Origin of the sequence: Streptomyces sp. NPDC059002 (genome assembly GCF_042740435.1) — a bacterium.
In the GTDB taxonomy this organism is placed as follows: domain Bacteria; phylum Actinomycetota; class Actinomycetes; order Streptomycetales; family Streptomycetaceae; genus Streptomyces.
Window position 1 is genome coordinate 37,159 of sequence record NZ_JBHYJI010000067.1, and the last position, 15,762, is coordinate 52,920.

General features: G+C 71.5%; 16 protein-coding genes and 2 pseudogenes. 11 read left to right on the forward strand and 7 right to left on the reverse strand.

Annotated elements, in window-relative coordinates; genetic code table 11:
- Positions 1-251: 251 nt before the first annotated feature.
- The 3 genes and pseudogenes from ACFWZ2_RS37105 to tuf form a co-directional block, all read left to right on the forward strand.
- Positions 252-398: pseudogene (locus ACFWZ2_RS37105) on the forward strand (DNA alkylation repair protein); the annotation flags it as partial.
- Between the two features lie 77 nt (positions 399-475).
- Positions 476-604, forward strand: a complete 129-nt coding sequence (locus ACFWZ2_RS37110) for a hypothetical protein (RefSeq protein WP_384553457.1) — start codon at positions 476-478, stop codon at positions 602-604.
- A 126-nt stretch (positions 605-730) separates the two neighbouring features.
- On the forward strand, positions 731-1,903 hold the full coding sequence (tuf, locus tag ACFWZ2_RS37115; protein WP_384553459.1) for an elongation factor Tu: 1,173 nt from the start codon (positions 731-733) through the stop codon (positions 1,901-1,903).
- 668 nt (positions 1,904-2,571) lie between these two features.
- On the opposite strand, the pseudogene ACFWZ2_RS37120 reads toward tuf, so the two are convergent.
- Together ACFWZ2_RS37120 and ACFWZ2_RS37125 are read right to left on the reverse strand one after the other, a co-directional pair.
- Positions 2,572-3,255: pseudogene (locus ACFWZ2_RS37120) on the reverse strand (GTP-binding protein); the annotation flags it as partial.
- 349 nt (positions 3,256-3,604) lie between these two features.
- Positions 3,605-4,303: a DNA alkylation repair protein gene (locus tag ACFWZ2_RS37125; RefSeq protein ID WP_384553461.1), complete on the reverse strand. Its 699-nt coding sequence runs from the start codon at positions 4,301-4,303 to the stop codon at positions 3,605-3,607.
- Positions 4,304-4,352: 49 nt separating this feature from the next.
- Between ACFWZ2_RS37125 and ACFWZ2_RS37130 the strand changes: the two genes are divergently transcribed.
- Entirely contained in the window at positions 4,353-5,060 is a 708-nt protein-coding gene (locus tag ACFWZ2_RS37130; protein ID WP_384553463.1) for a TVP38/TMEM64 family protein, read from the forward strand.
- A gap of 53 nt (positions 5,061-5,113) precedes the next feature.
- Here the strand turns inward: ACFWZ2_RS37130 and ACFWZ2_RS37135 are convergent, their stop codons facing one another.
- Entirely contained in the window at positions 5,114-6,283 is a 1,170-nt protein-coding gene (locus ACFWZ2_RS37135) for a thiolase family protein (RefSeq protein ID WP_384553465.1), read from the reverse strand.
- 105 nt (positions 6,284-6,388) lie between these two features.
- Here ACFWZ2_RS37135 and ACFWZ2_RS37140 point away from each other — a divergent pair, with 105 nt between their 5' ends.
- On the forward strand, positions 6,389-6,850 hold the full coding sequence (locus tag ACFWZ2_RS37140; RefSeq protein WP_384553466.1) for a winged helix-turn-helix transcriptional regulator: 462 nt from the start codon (positions 6,389-6,391) through the stop codon (positions 6,848-6,850).
- Positions 6,851-7,041: 191 nt separating this feature from the next.
- Positions 7,042-7,914 (forward strand): undecaprenyl-diphosphate phosphatase, encoded by an 873-nt coding sequence (locus ACFWZ2_RS37145; protein ID WP_384553468.1) that lies wholly within the window; start codon positions 7,042-7,044, stop codon positions 7,912-7,914.
- A 97-nt stretch (positions 7,915-8,011) separates the two neighbouring features.
- On the opposite strand, the gene ACFWZ2_RS37150 is transcribed toward ACFWZ2_RS37145, so the two are convergent.
- Positions 8,012-8,854, reverse strand: a complete 843-nt coding sequence (locus ACFWZ2_RS37150; RefSeq protein WP_384553471.1) for an alpha/beta fold hydrolase — start codon at positions 8,852-8,854, stop codon at positions 8,012-8,014.
- Positions 8,855-8,912: 58 nt separating this feature from the next.
- Here ACFWZ2_RS37150 and ACFWZ2_RS37155 point away from each other — a divergent pair, with 58 nt between their 5' ends.
- The gene (locus ACFWZ2_RS37155) at positions 8,913-9,452 is read left to right on the forward strand and encodes a MarR family winged helix-turn-helix transcriptional regulator (RefSeq protein WP_384553473.1); all 540 of its coding nucleotides are present in this window, start codon (positions 8,913-8,915) and stop codon (positions 9,450-9,452) included.
- A gap of 164 nt (positions 9,453-9,616) precedes the next feature.
- On the opposite strand, the gene ACFWZ2_RS37160 is transcribed toward ACFWZ2_RS37155, so the two are convergent.
- The gene (locus tag ACFWZ2_RS37160) at positions 9,617-9,916 is read right to left on the reverse strand and encodes a hypothetical protein (RefSeq protein WP_384553475.1); all 300 of its coding nucleotides are present in this window, start codon (positions 9,914-9,916) and stop codon (positions 9,617-9,619) included.
- A 154-nt stretch (positions 9,917-10,070) separates the two neighbouring features.
- Here ACFWZ2_RS37160 and ACFWZ2_RS37165 point away from each other — a divergent pair, with 154 nt between their 5' ends.
- The 3 genes from ACFWZ2_RS37165 (at position 10,071) to lnt (ending at position 12,784) form a co-directional block, all read left to right on the forward strand.
- A complete protein-coding gene (locus ACFWZ2_RS37165) occupies positions 10,071-10,250 on the forward strand; it encodes a hypothetical protein (protein WP_384553477.1) in 180 nt (59 codons plus the stop codon).
- 201 nt (positions 10,251-10,451) lie between these two features.
- On the forward strand, positions 10,452-10,946 hold the full coding sequence (locus tag ACFWZ2_RS37170; protein WP_384553479.1) for a nuclear transport factor 2 family protein: 495 nt from the start codon (positions 10,452-10,454) through the stop codon (positions 10,944-10,946).
- Positions 10,947-11,074: 128 nt separating this feature from the next.
- Positions 11,075-12,784 carry an apolipoprotein N-acyltransferase gene (gene lnt / locus ACFWZ2_RS37175; protein WP_384553481.1) on the forward strand — a complete coding sequence of 570 codons (1,710 nt, stop codon included), beginning with the start codon at positions 11,075-11,077 and terminating at the stop codon, positions 12,782-12,784.
- Here the strand turns inward: lnt and ACFWZ2_RS37180 are convergent.
- Positions 12,708-13,613 (reverse strand): Gfo/Idh/MocA family protein, encoded by a 906-nt coding sequence (locus tag ACFWZ2_RS37180; RefSeq protein WP_384553487.1) that lies wholly within the window; start codon positions 13,611-13,613, stop codon positions 12,708-12,710. The genes lnt and ACFWZ2_RS37180 overlap by 77 nt on opposite strands.
- Positions 13,614-13,663: 50 nt before the next feature.
- Positions 13,664-14,980, reverse strand: a complete 1,317-nt coding sequence (locus ACFWZ2_RS37185) for an FAD-dependent monooxygenase (protein ID WP_384553483.1) — start codon at positions 14,978-14,980, stop codon at positions 13,664-13,666.
- Positions 14,981-15,109: 129 nt separating this feature from the next.
- Here ACFWZ2_RS37185 and ACFWZ2_RS37190 point away from each other — a divergent pair, with 129 nt between their 5' ends.
- Positions 15,110-15,703, forward strand: a complete 594-nt coding sequence (locus tag ACFWZ2_RS37190) for a TetR/AcrR family transcriptional regulator (protein WP_384553484.1) — start codon at positions 15,110-15,112, stop codon at positions 15,701-15,703.
- Positions 15,704-15,762 lie beyond the last annotated feature (59 nt).

A 15,762-nucleotide genomic window follows, 5' to 3' on the forward strand; every position in this document is an offset into this window, starting at 1 on the left:
GGTTCGAACCCGCGCCTCCCGTCTCGGCGCCCCACCCAACAAGCCACAACGCTCCCGCCCACCGATCCCCCATTGCACATCCGTTGTACAAATACGCGGGAACTCCCGGGAACCCCCAGGTCAGCCGGGCACATCCGCCACGACACCGAACGGCCCTGCCCCCGGGAAAACCCCAGTTCAGGGCCGTAAAAGCAGACGAGCCGAGCTATACGCCGGGTTCAGAACGACACAGCCCCCGCGACTACAACTCGCACCCGGACTTCCTCGTCCGTAAGGCGATCGGCTGGTGTCTGCGGGAGTACGCCAAGACCGATCCGGCGGCCGTACGCGCCTTCGTCGAGCGGGAGCGGGACCGGCTCGCGCCGCTATCGGTGCGGGAAGCGTTGAAGAACCTCTGAGCAACTCGGCTCGCGGAACGCGTCGTTCGGGATAAAACCATTCGACGTGGGCGCTTCCTTCGGTGAGGATCAGTGGCATGTTCCGGTACGCCTTCCTCGCAGCCACGCCCGCAGTCGCGGGCGCTGCGAAGGCTGCCGTCCTCGCCTCTGACGTCCTCGCACCCGACGTCCTCGCACCCGACGCCTTCGACGGCGCCCGAAGCTGACCCTCCCCGGACATTCCGGCGGACCCCCCAGGGGGAGGGTCGGTCAGGCCCCGGGGTCCCCGTCCCGCACCGCGCGCCGAGCGCGGTCCCGGGACAACAGCTTCGAGTTCCGGAGAAGGAACAGCCATGTCCAAGACGGCATACGTACGCACCAAGCCGCACCTCAACATCGGCACCATGGGCCACGTCGACCACGGCAAGACCACCCTGACCGCCGCCATCACCAAGGTCCTCAGCGAGCGAGGCACCGGCACGTTCGTGCCCTTCGACCGCATCGACCGGGCGCCGGAGGAGGCGCAGCGCGGCATCACCATCAACATCGCGCACGTCGAGTACGAGACCGACACCCGGCACTACGCGCACGTCGACATGCCAGGCCACGCCGACTACGTCAAGAACATGGTCACCGGAGCCGCGCAGCTCGACGGGGCGATCCTCGTCGTCTCCGCGCTCGACGGGATCATGCCGCAGACGGCCGAGCACGTGCTGCTCGCCCGCCAGGTCGGCGTCGACCACATCGTCGTAGCCCTCAACAAGGCGGACGCGGGGGACGAGGAACTCACCGACCTCGTCGAGCTGGAGGTCCGCGACCTGCTCTCCGCGCACGGGTACGGCGGGGACTCCGTCCCTGTCGTACGCGTCTCCGGGCTCAAGGCCCTGGAGGGCGAGCCGCGTTGGACGGCCGCGATCGAGGCGCTGCTCGACGCCGTCGACACCTATGTGCCGATGCCCGAGCGGTACCTCGACGCGCCCTTCCTGCTGCCCGTCGAGAACACCTTCACGATCACTGGGCGCGGCACCGTCGTCACCGGCGCCGTCGAGCGCGGCACCGTCAAGGTCGGCGACCGCGTGCAGGTGCTTGGCGCGGACACGGAGACGGTCGTCACCGGCCTGGAGACCTTCGGCAAGCCGATGGACTCCGCGCAGGCCGGGGACAACGTCGCACTGCTGCTGCGCGGCGTACCCCGCGACGCGGTGCGCCGCGGGCACGTCGTCGCGGCGCCCGGCAGCGTCACACCGAGCCGTCGCTTCTCCGCGCAGGTGTACGTCCTGTCGGCGGGCGAGGGCGGCCGCTCGACGCCTGTCACGACCGGGTACCGGCCGCAGTTCTACATCCGCACCGCGGACGTGGTCGGCGACGTCGACCTCGGCGAAACGGCCGTCGCCCGCCCCGGCGACACCGTCACGATGACCGTCGAGCTCGGCCGTGAGCTACCTCTGGAACCGGGCCTCGGCTTCGCGATCCGCGAGGGCGGCCGCACCGTCGGCGCGGGCACCGTGACCGAGGTCTTCAGCTAGACCGACCGTCGCACCTCACGAAACCGGCACCCCGGTACTGCATGAGAGTGCAAGACCACCGCCGGTGGGCCAGAACCTGATGGTCCTGGCCCACCGGCGGTGCGGGGACACTGAGAAGGCTCGTTCCGTACTTGATCTATTGATCGTCGCTAGTCAGGTATGAAATCCAGTCGCCAGTAGGAGAGTCGGGGGCACTGCTCGTACCATTCGCAGAGGTGGTGGCCATTTCGTCGGCGCTTCACCTGCTCCGATGACCTGATCGCGGTGGCGAAAGTTCCGTCCGAGGAACCTTCTGAGGCCAGCAGTCAGTTCGGGAATCTTGTTGCAGAGCCTTCGCTTGGCCAGTTCCACCAGGATCTTCGGGTCACCTCTGCGGGCAGTGAGGGCTCCTAGGCATCGCCCAGTCGGCGACGTCCATGATGTCGAAGGTGACCGCGGAGAGTCTGATGTCGATGTCTTTCAGCTCCAGACTCGGGTACCACCCGTGGCGTTCGGGTGACGGCGGTGCGGACCCAGGTCAGATCCCGCAATTCGCACACCGGGCTGGGATGGCATGAAGGAGGGCCTGCCCATGCCATGGACGCCGAAATGGTTGGTCAGGCAGCAAGATGCTCCGCATCACCACCCCAAGAGCCGCACTTCAATCGAAACGTAAACCCACCCCTCTCCCCCACCCCGGTGATGGTGAGCACGTTCTCGACGGGCAGCAGAAAGGGCGCGTCGAGATAGCGCTCGGGCATCGGCACATAGGTGTCGACGGCGTCGAGCAGCGCCTCGATCGCGGCCGTCCAACGCGGCTCGCCCTCAAGGGCCTTGAGTCCCGAGACGCGTACGACAGGGACGGAGTCCCCGCCGTACCCGTGCGCGGAGAGCAGGTCGCGGACCTCCAACTCGACGAGGTCGGTGAGTGCAGCGTCCTCACCGTCGTCGACGGCGTCGGCCTTGTTCAGGGCCACGACGATGTGGTCGACGCCGACCTGGCGGGCGAGCAGCACGTGCTCGGCGGTCTGCGGCATGATCCCGTCGAGTGCGGAGACGACGAGGATCGCCCCGTCGAGCTGGGCGGCGCCGGTGACCATGTTCTTGACGTAGTCGGCGTGGCCCGGCATGTCGACGTGCGCGTAGTGCCGGGTGTCCGTCTCGTACTCGACGTGCGCGATGTTGATGGTGATGCCGCGCTGCGCCTCCTCCGGCGCCCGGTCGATGCGGTCGAAGGGCACGAACGTGCCGGTGCCGCGCTCGCTGAGGACCTTGGTGATGGCGGCGGTCAGGGTGGTCTTGCCGTGGTCGACGTGGCCCATGGTGCCGATGTTGAGGTGCGGCTTGGTGCGCACGTATGCCGTCTTGGGCATGGCTGTTCCTTCTCCGGAACTCGAAGCTGTTGTCCCGTACCGGCTCTGTTCGCGGTCGGGACGGGGACCCCGGGGCCCTACCGACCCTCCCCCTCGGGGGTCCGCCGGAATGTCCGGGGAGGGTCAGCTTCGGGCGCCGTAGAAGGCGTCGGGTGCGAGGGCGTCGGATGCGAGGACGGCAGCCTTCGCAGCGCCCGCGACTGCGGGCGTGGCTGCGGGGAAGGCGTACCGGAACATGGGACTGATCCTCACCGAAGGAAGCGCCCACGTCGAATGGTTTTATCCCGAACGACGCGTTCCACGAGCCGAGTTGCCGTGCCGGGCCCACAGGCCGGGCCACGTGCCGGGCTCAGGGGTTCTTCAGCGCCTCACGCACGGACAGCGGCGCGAGCCTGCCCCGCTCCCGCTCGACGAAGGCGCGCACGGCGTCCGGGTCGGTCTTGGCGTACTCCCGAAGACACCAGCCGATCGCCTTGCGGATGAAGAAGTCCGGGTGCCCCGCCCTGCGCGCGCAGTACCCGAAGAGCCGCTCGGCGTCCGTGTCCTCCTTGTAGCGGAGCTGATGGAGGAGGGCGGTGCGGGCCACCCACAGGTCCTCGTCCTCGATCCACTCGTCCATGGCGGCCCGCAGCCCCGGATCGGCCGCGACCAGACCGCCGACCACGTGCGCGGCGAGCGCGTCGACCGTGTCCCACCAGGAGCGCGTCGTCACGAGATGGCGGGCGACCGGCAGGAAACCGGACGAGCACCGCTTGACATGGCGGCGCAGCAGGTCGACGGCGAAGTAGGCGTACTCGCGCTCGGGCAGTTCCCAGCAGCGCAGGGCGATCGCCGTGCAGTCCCGCTCGTCGGGGCGCGGGGTCCCGGCGAGGACGGTGCGGGCCAGCTCGCGGCGCACGGGCGAGGTCAGGCCGAGGAAGGGGGCGATGTCCTTCATGTACGCACGCATCTGCGCGGCCCGCGCCGGGTCGGCCGCCGCGGAGTAGCTCGCGACGAGCCTGTCGAGCACGGTGTCCGCCAGGTCACTCCTCGGGACTGTGACGCTCATGAGACGCACCATACGGCGATCAGACACATGAGGCGGTTACTCTTCCCGGATGCTCGAGACCGCCGCCGCCACCCGCCCGCAGGGCTTCGCCGTGCGCTGCACCAGGGCGCTGCTCTCGCCGTGGTCCCGGCTCTCCCTGCTGGTGGTGCTGCTCGCGGCGGCCGGGACGTGCGTCCTGCTGTTCGAGCCGCAGCGGCTGATCGCCGACGGCTGGCCCGCCCAGCTGAGCGGTGCCACGGCGGTGGCCCTGTTCGCGGTCGCGTACGGGGCGTGCACCGCCGCGTTCGTGCCGCGTCCGCTCCTGAACCTCGCGGCGGGCGCCCTCTTCGGCACCTCGGCGGGGCTCGGCGCGGCGATCGCCGGCACGGTGTTCGGCGCCGGGATCGCCTTCGGGCTCGGCCGGATGCTCGGCCAGGACGCGCTGCGGCCCCTGCTGCGGGGCCGCTGGCTCAAGGCCGCGGACGGCCAGCTCAGCAGGCACGGCTTCCGGTCGATGCTGGCGGTCAGGCTCTTTCCCGGCATCCCGTTCGCCGCGGCCAACTACTGCGCGGCGGTGTCCCGCATGGGCTGGCTGCCGTTCCTCCTCGCCACCGGCCTCGGGTCGATCCCGAACACGGCGGCGTACGTCGTCGCGGGTGCCCGCGCGTCGACGCCGACGTCGCCCGTCTTTCTGATCGCGATGGGGTTCATCGCGGTGACCGGGCTCGGCGGTGCGGTGGTGGCCTGGTTCAAGCGCCACCACCTGCGCGGCCGCTGACGGCCCTGTCCCGCAGAGTCCCGCAGAGTCCCTCGAAAGTCCCGCAGAGTCCCTCAGAGCGCTTCGAGGACCGTCGCGTTGGCGAGCCCGCCCGCCTCGCACATGGTCTGCAGCGCGTAACGGGCGCCGCGCGCACGCATCGCGTGGACGAGCGTGGTCATCAGCCGGGTGCCGCTCGCGCCCAGCGGGTGCCCGAGCGCGATGGCGCCGCCGTGCACGTTGACCTTCCGCGGATCGGCGCCGGTCTCCTGCAGCCAGGCGAGTACGACGCTGGCGAAGGCCTCGTTGACCTCGAAGAGGTCGATGTCGTCGAGGCTCAATGAGGCCTTGCGCAGCACCTTCTCGGTGGCGGGCAGGACGCCGGTCAGCATGAGGAGCGGGTCGGAACCCGTGACGGCGAAGCTGTGCAGCCTGGCGAGCGGGCGCAGGCCGAGCCGGGCGGCGTGCTCGCTGGTGGTGATGAGGACGGCGGACGCCCCGTCGTTGACGGGGCTGGTGTTGCCCGCCGTGACGGACCAGTCGATCTGCGGGAAGCGCTCGCCGAAGCCGGGGTCGTAGTAGGCGGGCTTGAGGCCCGCGAGGACCTCGGGGGTGGTGGCGGGGCGGACGGACTCGTCGCGCGTGAGGCCCGCGATCGGGGCGGTCTCGGCGTCGAAGAGACCCGCCTCCCAGGCACGCGCGGCACGCTGGTGCGAGGTCGTCGCGAAGGCGTCCATCCGCTCGCGCCCGATGGACCACTTGGCCGCGATGAGCTCGGCGCTGATGCCCTGCGGGACGAGCCCTTCCGGATACCGCTCGGCGACACCGGGCCCGAACGGATCGGCACCGGCGGGCACGTTCGACCACATCGGTACGCGGCTCATCGACTCCACACCGCAGGCCACGACCATGTCGTACGCACCCGACATGACGCCCTGCGCCGCGAAGTGCACGGCCTGCTGCGAGGAGCCGCACTGCCGGTCGACGGTCGTCGCGGGCACGGACTCGGGGAACCCGGCGGACAGGACGGCGTAGCGGGTGGTGTTCATGGCCTGCTCGGCGACCTGGTCGACGGTGCCGCCGATCACGTCGTCGATCAGGGCGGGGTCGATGCCGGTGCGCTCGACGAGGGAGCGCAGGGTGTGGGCGAGGAGCTCGACCGGGTGCACACCGGCGAGGGCCCCGTTCGGCTTGCCCTTGCCTACGGGGGTGCGTACGGCTTCGACGATGACGGCGTCACGCATGGTGCGGTCCTCTTTCGGCTACCAGTGAGTAGGAAATCCAAACTCACGATAGCCGGGCGAGTTGGAAATTCAAACCCTCTCCTTCAAGCCCCCTAGACTGCCCGCATGAAGGATCCGCGCCCCTGCTCCATCGCCGACGCCCTCGCCCTCGTCGGCGAGAAGTACTCCCTGCTCGTCCTGCGCGAGGTGTGCCTCGGCAACGAACGCTTCGACCAGCTGGTGCGCAACATCGGCGCCCCGCGCGACGTCCTCGCGACGCGCCTGCGCCGCCTGGTGGAGGCAGGCGTCCTGGAGAAGGTCGCCTACAGCGAGCGCCCCCAGCGCTTCCTGTACCGGCCCACTCCGGCGGGCCTCGAACTGGAGCCGGTCCTGATGACCCTCATGGCCTGGGGCGACCGCCATCTGCGCGGCGACGACGGCCGCCCGATGGTCCTCGAGCACTCCTGCGGCCACGAACTGGTCCCGGTCGTGACCTGCTCCGCCTGCGGCGACGCGGTCCGCCACGACGACCTCACCGCCCATCCCCAGACGCCGGGTTGGTCGACGACGGGCCCGACGGCGGCCTGAATGGCACCCGCCCGCGCCACGCGCGGCGGCCCTCCCGCCACCCCGTTCACCCAAGGCGGTTACGCTGCCCCCGTCGAGGGGCGTGATCCCCCCTCGCGCCCCGGCATTCCGCCGCAGCCCCGCCTCTCGTTGACCGCTATCACCGCATCCACCCGCGGCCTGATGATCAGTACTTGGACGGCGCAGTTTTCATGTCTTGGCTTGAATCCTTCATCCTCGGGCTCGTCCAGGGACTGACCGAGTTCCTCCCGATCTCCTCCAGCGCGCACCTGCGGCTGACCGCGGCGTTCGCGGGCTGGCACGATCCCGGGGCCGCGTTCACGGCGATCACCCAGATCGGCACCGAGGCCGCCGTGCTCATCTACTTCCGCAAGGACATCGTCCGGATCATCTCCGCATGGTTCGGCTCGCTCTTCGGCAAGGTGCCGCGCTCCGACCACGACGCCCAGATGGGCTGGCTGGTCATCGTCGGCTCGATCCCGATCGGCGTCCTCGGCGTCACCTTCAAGGACCAGATCGAGGGCCCCTTCCGCGACCTGCGCCTGATCGCCACGACGCTCATCGTGATGGGCATCGTCCTCGGCATCGCCGACCGCCTCGCGGCCCGCGACGAAACGGGCGGCAAGCACCGCGCCGTACGCCACCGCAAGGACCTCAAGGAACTGGGCGTCAAGGACGGCCTGATCTACGGCATCTGCCAGGCCATGGCCCTCATCCCCGGCGTCTCCCGCTCCGGCGCCACCATCAGCGGCGGCCTCCTCATGGGCTACACCCGCGAGGCCGCGGCCCGCTACTCCTTCCTCCTCGCCATCCCCGCCGTCCTCGCCTCCGGCGCCTTCGAACTGAAGGACGCGGGCGAGGGCCACGTCTCCTGGGGCCCGACGATCTTCGCCACCATCGTCGCCTTCGTGGTCGGCTACGCGGTCATCGCCTGGTTCATGAAGTTCATTACGACCAAGTCCTTCATGCCCTTCGTGTACTACCGGGTCCTGCTCGGCATCGTCCTGATCGCCCTCGTCGCGACGGGCGCGCTCAGCCCGCACGCGGGGGAATCGGCGGGCTGAGGCCGGGCGGTCCGTCGGGACGAGACTCAGGCGCAGGCGGGGCCCAAGCCCGGGCCCCCGGCCCACCCGGAGCGCGCCCACTCCCGACCCCCGGCCCTCAGCGCGACGGCAGGGTCCGCAGGAATCCCCCGAGGATCTCGTTGAAGGTGCCCGGCCGCTCCATGTTCGGGTAGTGGGCCACGCCGTCGACGGTCACCGCGCGCCCGCCCGGAATGGAGTGCACGAGCCGCTCGGCCATCCCGATGCAGTCGGCCGAGTCGACACCGCCGTTGATGGCGAAGGCCGGAAGCGTGAGCTGCGCGGCGCGGGCCCAGGTGTCGGCCACCGGCAGGAGCTCCGCGGGCACCGCCCCCGTGTGCTTCGCGACGGTGTTCGCGGTCATCTCCCTCAGCAGCCGTACGACGTCCTGGTCGACCTCGTCGAGCGCGCGGCGCGGACCGGGCGCGTACTGCGTGAACGCCTCCACGTAGCCGTCCGCGTCGCCCTCCGTGAACGCGCGGGTCAGCTCGGCCTGGATGCCCTTGACCCAGGGGTCGCGGAAGTCGGGCTCGCTGGTCCCGGCACCGCTGACCACCAACGCGCTGACCAGATCCGGGTGTTCGAGCGCGGTGTCGACGGCGGTCGCGCCGCCCATCGAGAGGCCGACCAGGATCGCCGGGCCCGTGCCGAGGTGGCGCAACAGCGCGGCGAGGTCGTCGGTGTGCCGAAAGGCGGCGCGGGCGACCGACGATCCGCCGTGGCCGCGCGCGTCCGGCGCGATCACCCGGTGGTCCCGCACCAGGAAGGGAATCTGATCGCGCCACATGCGGTGGTCGAGGAAGCCGCCGTGGAGCAGGACCAGCGGTCGGCCCTCTCCGGTGTCGCGGTAGACGAGGCTGCCGCCGTCGAACTCGAAGGTGGACAGGTCGGACCCGTGGGTGACATCAGTGGCATCAGTCATGACAACCAAGGTGTCAAACTTTCCTGCGGGTTGGCAACCAAGGTGTCATGATGACGTGGTGACGAACGCGATCTCCGGCCCCAACGCGACCCCCGACCCCTCCGCCCCAGCTGCCTCCTCCGCGCCCTTCGCCCCCTCCGCCCCCTTGGCGCCCGACGACCTCGCCGACCGGCTCACCGGGGTCTTCGACCTGGTCGGCCCGCTCTACCGGCGCGTGCAGCGCAAGGTGGAGGAGGCCGCGCCCATCGAGGGGATCTCCGTCGGCGTGCGCGCCGTCCTGGTCCAGCTCCGGGAGCACGGGCCCATGACCGTCCCGCAGATGGGCCGCGCGCAGGCGCTGAGCCGCCAGTTCGTCCAGCGCATGGTCAATGACGCCGCGGCGCGGCGGCTCGTGGAGACCATCCCCAACCCGGCGCACCAGCGGTCCTCACTGATCCGCCTGACGGCAGCGGGCGACGCCGCGATCAACGCGGTCGTCGCCCGTGAACACGCGCTCCTCCGCCAGGTGGACGGCGACCTGACCGAGGCCGACGTGGCGACCTGCGTGCACGTCCTGACACGCATGCTCGCGATCTTCGACCACGTCGACGTGAACTAGGACGGCCTGCCCTCAGGACTGCGGTCGGCTGCCGTGGTTGGCCGCGTGCTTGCGGCGGGCCTTCTTCTTCCGGCGTCGCTTCGAGGACATCTCGCCACCTCTTTCGGCAGAGCATCGGGACGGGAATCGGCGCTTTGCGGCCTTTCTGCCGCTTGGGCCGAGTTCTACCGTTCCACACCGCCTTGGCGGCGGCGACCTGACGCCAGCCGCCAGCCGCCGACCAGGGCCAGCACCGGATAGGCGCCGAGGGCGAGCCCGCCCGCCCCCGCCAGCAGCCGCTCCCACCACGACCAGCCAAGGCCGCCCAACGCGCCGGCGATCAGCAGCGCGGGCGCGAGAAGGAAGAACATGACCGTCTTGAAGGGATCAACGCCCCACGACCACTTCCGCGCCACCCGCTCCGGCAGCCCCTGCCCGTCGTCGGACAGCTTCCATCGCGGCGCCCGACCCCTCCTGTGCTTCATGTGTTTCGAGCGTACGTGGAGCCACTGACAGGCGCGAACGCCGCCCGTCGGACGCGACGCACACCCCCTGTGCGACCGGCCCTGCGATCACCGGGCGGAGGTGTGCGGTAGCTGACAGTTCCGATTGTCGTAGCCATCCCCTAGGCTTGACTGCATGCCCTTAACCCCACCACCCCATGGTTCCGCGCGGTCTTCCGTCGAACTGAACGACCGGATCCGCGGCCTGTGGCTGCGCGCCGGCGGGCGCCTCTCCGCCGAACAGCGCCGGGAGTACGAGCAGTTGGTGACCGAGTGGGCCGCAGCGGTCCGCGAGGAGATCGTGAAGGCCGCCTAGGGCCCGCACGACGGATCAGCACCTCGGACCGACGGATCAGCACCTGAGAACCTGTACGACGGAACGGCGCCCAGGACCTGTCCGGCGGAACCGGGCCGGACAGGCCCTCGGCCGCGAGGGCCCCGCCCCTGCGCAGGGATCCGGCCGCTTGCCCCCTGCACACCTCTTGGCTCCCCACCTCCCGTGCCCAACACTGAGCCGATGACGCAGCGCGTGGAACTCGCCGCAGTGATGGACCGGTTGGCCATCGACGCCCTCATCACCGAGTACGCGGTGGCCGTCGACGACGGCGACTGGGACGCCTACCGCCGCCTCTTCGCCCCCGGAGGCCGCGCCGACTACCGGTCCGCGGGCGGCATCGAGGGCTCGGCCTCCGACGTCGCCGCCTGGCTGACCGACAGGATGCGCATGTTCCCGATGCGCCAGCATCTGATCGTGAACCGGAGACTGCAGTTCGGGACCCTCGACCAGGACGTCGGGGACACCGCGCGCGTGCGCGCCGACTATGTGAATCCCATGGCGTTCGCGGCGAACGAGGGACAGGCCGGGACCCCGGCCCCGGACTTCGTCTGCGGGGGCCGCTACTCCTTCGCACTGCTGCGTACGCACGGTGGCTGGCGGTTGCGCGAGGTGGTCGTCGAGGAGAAGTGGCGCAGGATCCAGGAACGGACCGGCGACGCCCCGGCCGAGGCCTGACGCGCGCCGCGCCGCATCACCACCTCGCCGCATCCCCTCACACCACGGCGAACGCCCACTGTCGTAGATCGTCTTCGGCGCGCACACTGGAACCACGACCGGGCGTCGGGGACCGAGGGAGGCGCTGCATGGATCTGTTCGGCGACGGCCGAAGGGAGCGGACCGGGCAGCGTGTGCGGCTGCTGCTCGCGTCGCCCTGGTGGCGCGGTGGCACCGCCGTCCTGGCCGGGGCACTGCCCGCGCTCGCCTTCCCCGCCCCGTCGCTGTGGTGGTTCGCGTACGTCGCGCTGGTGCCGTGGATCCTGCTGGCCCGATCGGCCCCGACCGCGCGCCGTGCCGCGCTCGACGGCTGGCTCGGGGGCCTCGGCTTCATGGTGGCCGTCCACCACTGGCTGCTGCCGAGCCTGCATGTCTTCACGGTCGTCATCGCGGCGCTGCTCGGCCTGTTGTGGGCCCCGTGGGGCTGGCTGGTGCGGCGGCTGCTCGGCCACGCGCCGCCACCGGGGCGTGCCGCGACCGCCCTCGTCGTACTGCCCTCGGCCTGGCTGATGGTCGAACTGGTCAGGTCCTGGGAGGGATTGGGCGGCCCGTGGGGTCTGCTCGGCTCCAGCCAGTGGCAGGTGGAGCCCGCGCTGCGGCTCGCGTCCGTGGGCGGGGTGTGGCTGGTCAGCGCGCTGGTCGTGGTCGTGAACACCGCGGTCGCGCTGCTCGTCGTCGCCCTGACGGCGGGCCGGTCCGCCGAGGCGACGCCGACCGGGGGCCGCTCCCGCACGGGCAGTCGGGGAGGCGCGTTCCTCGCGGGTCCCCGGGGAGCCGTGTTCTCCGCCGCCCCCGGCGCCCCCGCCGTCGCCGGCATCGTCGCCGTGGCCGCCGTGACCACCGCCGCCTGGACCTGGGCCCCACGCCCGGAACCCGCGGGCCGGACCCGGGTCGCCGTCGTACAGCCCGGTGTCATCGACGGCATCGGGGGCCCCGAGAAGCGATTCGCCCGCGAGGAGGCGCTGACCAGGACCTTGGCGGGCCGGGACCTCGACCTCGTCGTGTGGGGCGAGAGCAGCGTCGGCTTCGACCTCACCGACAGGCCCGACATCGCGCGCAGGATCGCCGCGCTCTCCCGTGAGGTCGGCGCGGACATCCTCGTGAACGTCGACGCGCGCCGCTCCGACCGGCCCGGCATCTTCAAGAGTTCCGTCCTGGTGGGGCCGGAAGGACCGACCGGGGACCGCTACGACAAGATGCGGCTCGTGCCGTTCGGCGAGTACGTCCCCGCGCGCTCCCTGCTCGGCTGGGCGACATCGGTCGGCAAGGCCGCGGGCGAGGACCGCAGGCGCGGCGAACGACAGGTGGTGATGGACGCCGGGCACGGCCTGCGGGTCGGGCCGCTGGTCTGCTTCGAGTCGGCGTTTCCCGACATGAGCCGTCAACTCACCCGCGACGGCGCGCAGGTGCTGCTCGCCCAGTCCGCCACGTCGTCGTTCCAGGCCAGCTGGGCGCCCCGGCAGCACGCCTCGCTCGCGGCGGTGCGGGCCGCCGAGACGGGCCGCCCCATGGTGCACGCGACGCTCACGGGTGTCTCCGCGGTCTACGGCCCCGACGGCTCCCGCGTCGGCAGCCCGCTCGGCACATCGGCGAGCGCCGCGGCGGTGTACGACATTCCGCTCGCCACGGGCGTGACGGCGTACGTCAGGTGGGGCGACTGGCCCGTGCACGCCGCCCTGGTCGTCCTCGCGCTGCTGTGCGCGGCCGAGGGCGCGCGGTCCCTCAGGCGCCCTGCCCCTGAGCGGCAAGGACAACCCGCTCGCACAGCTCATGGGTCGCCAGCGCATCACGGGCGCTGAGCACCTTGCCCGCGCGCACGGCGTCGAGGAAGGAGAGCACCACCTGCTCGATGCCGCGCTGCCGGGCCACCGGCACCCAGTCGCCGCGCCGCCGCACCGTCGGCTGACCCTTGTGGTCGACGACCTCGGCGAGGTTGAGCACCTGCCGCTTGGTGTCCTGACCCGAGACCTCGAGGATCTCCTCGGTCGAACCGCTCAGCCGGTTCATCACGCCGAGCGCCGTGAAGCCGTCGCCCGCCAACTGCAGCACGACGTGCTCCATGAGGCCGTCCTGGAGCCGGGCGCGCACGCCGACGTGGTCGATGGGGCCCGGCGCCAGGAAGCGCAGCGTGTCCACGACGTGGATGAAGTCGTCCAGGACGAGCGTGCGCGGGTCCTCGGGCAGGCCGACGCGGTTCTTCTGCATCAGGATCAGCTCGCGCGGGTGCTCGGCACACTGGGCGTAACCGGGCGCGAAACGCCGGTTGAAGCCGACGGCGAGGCTCACGTCACGGTCCTCGGCGAGGCGCACCAGCCGCTCGGATTCGGCGAGTTCGTACGCGATGGGCTTGTCGACATAGGTCGCCACGCCCGCTTCGAGCAGCCGCGTGACGATCTCGGGGTGCACGGCGGTCGGGGCGTGCACGAAGGCCGCGTCGAGATCCTGGGCGAGCAGTGCGTCCAGGTCGGTGTGGAGCCGCGCGTCCGGGATGTGATGGACGCCCCCGACCCTGGCGAGGGTGGCGGGCGTACGCGTCTGCAGGTGCAGCTCGACCCCCGGCTGGGTGGTGAGGACAGGCAGGTACGCCTTCTGCGCGATGTCCCCGAGTCCGATGCAGCCGACCTTCACCACTGTCTCCCTCACCGCCGCTACCACTGCTGCTGTACCGGCTCGTACACCTACCGCTGTGCCGGTTCGCGTCCCGCTGTCCGCGCGGTGTGCGCGGACGTTCCGGTCGCTGTTCCCGCAGCATACGGGGCCTGCGGGGGACGCCAGTCGGCGATGGAGGAGAAACCGCGCAGGATGAGGTTCGGGCCGAGCCGCGACGCCGCCGACACAAGGGCATTGCGTATGGCAATGAGCGGGGCGCTCCTCGGATGCGTGACCCGCGATGCGCGGGCGGCCCTGCGGACGATCTCGTTGGTACGGGGGACGCGCGCCGCGCTGTAGGCGGCGAGCCCCGCGAAGAGGTCCGCGCCGGGCGCCGTGTGGTGGGCCAGGACGACGCCGTCCTCGATGGCCTGGTTGCCGCCCTGGCCGAGGCTCGGCGTCATGGCGTGCGCCGCGTCGCCGACGAGGACGACGCGGCCGCGGTGGTGGACGGTCAGCGGTGTGGCCAGATGGCGGACGTCGTTGCGCAGGATGTCCTCGGGCCGCGCGGCGGCGACGACGGCGGGGATCGGGTCGTGCCAGTCGGCGAAACGCCGCGCCAGCTCGGCCTTCTCCCCGCCGGACGCACGCTGCCCCTCGGGCACGCGCGCCGTCGCATACGCGTACACCCTGCCGTCCTTCAGCGGCTGCGTACCCCACACCCCGCCACGCCCCCAGGTCTCGTGCGGCGCGAAGGGCTCGGCGGGCGCGGGGATGACGAACCGCCAGGCGGTGAATCCGGCGTAGACGGGCCGGGGGTGGCCGGGGAAGAGGACGTCACGCACGGCGGAGTTGATGCCGTCGGCGCCGACGACGAGGGCTGCTTCGATGCGGTCCGTGACGGGGTGTTCCGTGCTGGGGGCGTTGGCGGCGGGGTGGTCGAGGGCTTGGCCGGCGGCACCCTCGGCGGCCCCGTCGAGGGTGACGACGGCCGGCCGGCCGGTCGCGCCCGGGTCCGTGAGGCGGGCGCGCGTGCCGGTACGCAGTGTGCCCGCGGGCAGCTCGGAGACGAGCAGGTCGACGAGGGTCGCGCGATGCAGCATCACGAGGCTGCCGCCGTACGCCCCTTCGGCCTCGGCCGAACTCGTGCGCACCAGCCAACGGCCGCTCTGGGCCCGCATGCCGCCGAGGCCCTGCCAGGCGGCGAGCGCGCGGACCCGGTCGCCGAGTCCCAGGACGTCGAGCGCGCGCTGGGCGTTCGGGGCCAGGCCGATGCCCGCACCGACGGGCTCCAGGGAGGCGGCGCGCTCCAGGACGGTGACGCGCCACCCCGCGCGGTGCAGGCCGATGGCCGCGGCGAGTCCGCCGATACCGGCGCCGATGACGACTGCGTGGGGCTGCTGCATGGCTCCTCCTTCGCGGCGCGGTGCGCACACCGTCGCGGCATGCGCACGCACCATCCACCTTCACTACACCTGTAGTGAGCGATGTCCAGACCGTACTACAGGTGTAGTCGCGGGCGATAGAGTGCCCCCATGTCCGCACACAGCGCGGGGGCGTCCCGCACCGAACTCATCGCCGACACGGCGCTCGCCCTCCTCGCCGAACGCGGCATGCGCGGCCTCACCCACCGGGCCGTCGACGAGGCGGCGGGCCTCCCGCAGGGCTCCACCTCGAACCACGCACGCACCCGGCTCGCCCTCCTGGAGGCGGCGGTGCGGCGCCAGGCGGAACGCGAGGCGGTGGTCCTGACCCCCACCGAAATGCCGGACCCCACGGCCGGCCGCCCCGCCCTGGCCACCGCTCTGGCCCGGGCCCTGCACCGCTACTTGACCGGCGACTCCCGTCACCTGCTGGTCTCCCGTTACGAGTTGGCCCTCGAAGCCACCCGTAGGCCAGAACTCCGCGCGTACTACGACGCGACGGGCAAACAATTCCGCGAACCCCTCGAAGCCCTGCTCCGCGCAGCAGGCTCACCGACCCCCGAACGGCACACCCTCTCCCTGGTGGCCTGGTGCGACGGCCTGATGTTCTCGTGCGTGGCGGGCTCGTTCCACGCGACGGTCCCGACGGAGGAGGAGCTGCGGGCGGGGGTGGCGGAGCTGTTGCGGGGGATGTTGGACGGGTGAGGGTGCCCCGGGGGGGGGCGGGCCGAGGAGGCGGGGCAGGCCCCGGGGCAGGCCGTGGA